This is a genomic window from Streptomyces sp. NPDC046261 (assembly GCF_040646235.1).
In the GTDB taxonomy this organism is placed as follows: domain Bacteria; phylum Actinomycetota; class Actinomycetes; order Streptomycetales; family Streptomycetaceae; genus Streptomyces.
Window position 1 is genome coordinate 1 of the sequence record NZ_JBEYZU010000048.1, and the last position, 3,872, is coordinate 3,872.

A 3,872-nucleotide genomic window follows, 5' to 3' on the forward strand; every position below is an offset into this window, starting at 1 on the left:
TCGGTGGCGATGGCCTCCAGCAGCCGTACCAGCCGCTGCACAATTTCCTCGATCGTGGCCTTGTCGAAGAGGTCGGGACGGTAGTCCAGGCGCAGGTGGAGCGCCTTTCCGGGGATGACGCCCAGTGCCAGTGGGTAGTGCGTGGCATCGCGGCCCTGGACGGCGGCGACCTGTAGCCCCGAGGGCATGGTCTGGAGCGCGCCGGGATCGAAGGGGTAGTTCTCGAACACCATGACCGTGTCGAACAACTCGCCTATTCCGGCGAGCTGTTGGATTTCCCCCAGGCCGATGTACTGGTGATTGATCAGCCGCGTCTGCTCCTCCTGGAAGCGCGAGAGGAGACCGGTCAGCGTTTCCGCGGGGTTGATCTTCATGCGCACCGGCAGGGTGTTGATGAACAGCCCCACCATCGACTCGATCCCGGGCAGCTCCGGCGGACGGCCGGAGACCGTCGCGCCGAACACCACGTCCTCGCGGCCGGTCACCCGGCTCAGCAGCAGGCCCCATGCGACCTGCACCACGGTGTTCATCGTCAGGCTGCGGCCGCGCGCGAACTCCTGGAGCGCGGCGGTCAGTTCCTCGGAGAGGTCGACCGAGACCCGCTCCGGCAGCACCGGGTCGCGGCCCGGTCCTGTGGGGGCGATCCGCGTCGGCTCCTCCAGCCCCGCGAGGGAGGACCGCCAGGCGTCGAGAGCCGCCGGCCGGTCCTGGCGCGACAGCCAGGCCAGGTAGTCCCGGTAGGGCGTCACGCGGGGCAGCCCGACGTCGTCGCCCCTGCGCGTGTAGAGCGTCAGGAGTTCCCGCGTGACGAGCGGCATCGACCAACCGTCCAGCAGGATGTGGTGGTTGGTGAGGACGAACCGGAAGCGCTCGTCCTCCAGGCGGATCAGGGTGAACCGCATCAGGGGCGGCTGCGACAGGTCGAACCGGCGCGCCCGGTCCTCCGCCAGCAGCCGGGCGACCTCGGCCTCACGGGCGCCGGCGTCCCGGGCCCGCAGGTCCACCTCGGTCCACGGCAGTTCCACCGCCTTGGGTACGACCTGAACGGGCTGCTCCAGGCCCTCGTAGAGGAACCCGGCCCGCAGGTTCGCGTGCCGCGCCAGCAGGGTGCGGGCGGCGGCGCGCAGGGCCTCGGTGTCCCAGGGGCCAACCAACTCGAAAGCGACCTGGACGTTGTACACATCCGGCCCCTGGTCGTCGTACACGGCGTGGAACAGGAGTCCGGCCTGCAGCGGCGACAGAGGGAGGATGTCTTCCAGGTCACTAACCATTGGGAAACCTTCCATATTTCACATGGAGAGAAGTTCTCCGGACCCGGCCGGGGCCCGCAAGAGTGGCAGCGGGCTAGGTGCCTGCCCCGCGGAGGAAAATGTCACTACCGCTGCTGGAGGATCGGCCCCGATTCGCGCCCCGCGAACAGGCCGAATACAGCCTCATGCACCCGCCCCCGAATCTTCAGCGCCGCCCGCCCGTCAATCACGCGGCCGCGAACTACGAAGATCATCTAACTTTGGCCGAGCCTATATCAGCCACGCCCCCACAGCAAGGGAATCATTTATGGCGTGATGCCCGTTTTTAACCCATCCTCCCTTCTGTGGTTGGTTTGCACTGTGGCGGACCTCCCTACATCAACACCGCACGGGAAGATGAGGTAGCGTCCCGAGTCGGAGTGATCACAGCACCCCTCGGGGGCGGGGCTGCCTCGTCCTTGACAACGTGCGTTCGCGTCTTTGCAAGATGCCCATTACATGCCGTTCAAAGGAGTTGAGGAATGAGCAATCCGTTCGACGACCCTGATGGCCGCTTTTACGTACTCGTGAATGACGAGGGACAGCACTCGCTGTGGCCCTCGTTCGTCCAGGTGCCCGACGGCTGGCGAATCGCCCTCGAGGAGACCTCGCGACAGGCGTGCGTGGACTACATCGAGGAGAACTGGGTCGACATGCGACCCAACAGCCTGAAGGCGGAATCCGAAATAGCCGGTTGAGCCGGTTAAGTCGGTAGGGGGCGGGCTTCCAGGGGGGAGCCCACCGAACGGGGGCTGGGGGGAGAAGCCGATGCGGGCTTCTGAAGGGGACGGTCAGGCTCGGGTCCGCCGCGGAAGGCGCGGACGGGGGGCATGTGCCGGATTGTGCCGTCCATCTGTGTCATTGCCGCGGCCGGGCAGGCCGTGTTCGCTCCGCCCGAGGCGAAGATCGGGCCCATCACAGGCGATCGCCGGCTCGTTCCGGCCGACTCGTTCCGGTCGACTCGGGCAGCCGCCCCGATGACCGCGCCGGCCCACGGCCATGAGCGGTCTGCCGCAGAAGCGGCCCGTACCCATTTCCCACACCTTCCGTCGGGGACCGTCCCACCGCGGTAGCGCCGTCGTGCCCCTTGACCGACCCGTGCATCGGTCAAGGGGCCGCCGACCGGAACGAAAAATACCGCGCCGCTCAGCACCGCGTTTTCCCGGCTCATGGTGCGAGCACGTCGACTGCGCTCTCTTCACCACTCATACGTCTTTGGTTCACGCCGCAACTGATTCACTTTCCAGCGTCACGGATGGGTCGGGCGGACGATGACCTGTCGTCACTAGCCTTGCGAAGGGTGTATGCAATGACTCAGTCTCACAGCGGCCTGAGGAATTTGATGTCGGGGCAGCTCGGGATCTGGTTCGCCCAGCAGCTCGACCCGCAGAGCACCGCCTACAACGTCGGCGAATATCTCGAGATCGACGGCGACCTGGACATCAGGCTCTTCGAGATCGCCCTGCGGCACGCATACACCGAGGCCGAAACCATGCACGCGCGTTTCGTCGGGGACGATGACGACATGCGGCAGCATTTCGCCGTATCCGACGACTGGCCCCTGCACATTGTCGACCTCACCGCCCACCCGGATGCCCGTGCCGCCGCGGAATCATGGATGTGGGACGACATGCGGAAGCCCACTCCGCTCACGGGTGAACGATTCTTCACCAACGCTCTCTTCCTCGTTCCCGGAAATCGCTATTTCTGGTACCAGCGAGCCCACCACATCATCGTGGACGGATTCGGCGGACCGCTCCTCGCGAGCCGGACGGCAGCGGTGTACAACGCGCTGCTGGCCGGCGACCCGGTCGGGGAACGGGCATGGGAATCCGTCGACGTCCTGCTCGCTGCCGACGACGAATACCGCAATTCGAGCGACTTCACGGCGGACCGCGACCACTGGATGCGGGAACTCTCCGACCGCCCCGAGGTGACCGGTCTCAGCGGACGCCGCACCACCGGCCAGGGCCGGACGGTCCACCGCCACCTGGAGGGCGTCGGGCCGGACGAGGCCACCCTGCTGCGCCAGGCCGCCCGGAAGTTCCGCACCACGCTGTCCGGCCTCCTGGTCGCCGGCACCGCCGCCTACCTCAGCGCGATGACCGGCGCTCAGGACGTCGTCCTGGGCCTTCCGGTGCTGGGCCGGACGGGAAGCATCGCACGGCGCATTCCCGGCATGACCGCGAACGTCCTCCCCGTGCGCATTTCCGTCTCCCCCCGCGCGGACCTCGCGGATTTCGTCTCCCACGCATCCGACCGGATACGCACGGCACTCCGTCACCAGCGTTACCGCTACGAGGACATCCGCCGCGACCTTCAGCTGACCGCCGACGAGCCGCTCTTCGGTCCCACGGTCAACGTCATGTCCTTCGACTACGACCTCCGCTTCGGCAATTCCGGGGTCACGGTTCACAACCTCACCAGCGGAATGCCGTTCGACGACCTCTCGATCAATGTCTACGACAGGTCCGCCGACGGCAGCGTCAAGATCGCCTTCGACGCGAACGCCGAGCTGTACGAGCCCCGGGAAATCGCCGAACACGCACGGCGATTCGTGCGCCTCCTCCTCGACATGGCCAC

The 3,872-nt window shown here is 66.7% G+C and carries 3 protein-coding genes; 2 read left to right on the forward strand and 1 reads right to left on the reverse strand.

Features of this window, described 5'->3' with window-relative positions; all coding sequences use genetic code 11:
• The coding region (locus tag ABZ956_RS30410; protein WP_361900720.1) for a condensation domain-containing protein at positions 1-1,271 on the reverse strand (1,271 nt) is incomplete at its 3' end.
• 500 nt (positions 1,272-1,771) lie between these two features.
• Between ABZ956_RS30410 and ABZ956_RS30415 the strand changes: the two genes are divergently transcribed.
• Together ABZ956_RS30415 and ABZ956_RS30420 are read left to right on the forward strand one after the other, a co-directional pair.
• Positions 1,772-1,987 (forward strand): MbtH family protein, encoded by a 216-nt coding sequence (locus ABZ956_RS30415; protein WP_361900723.1) that lies wholly within the window; start codon positions 1,772-1,774, stop codon positions 1,985-1,987.
• A gap of 644 nt (positions 1,988-2,631) precedes the next feature.
• On the forward strand, positions 2,632-3,872 hold a 1,241-nt coding region (locus ABZ956_RS30420), incomplete at its 3' end, for a condensation domain-containing protein (protein WP_361900726.1).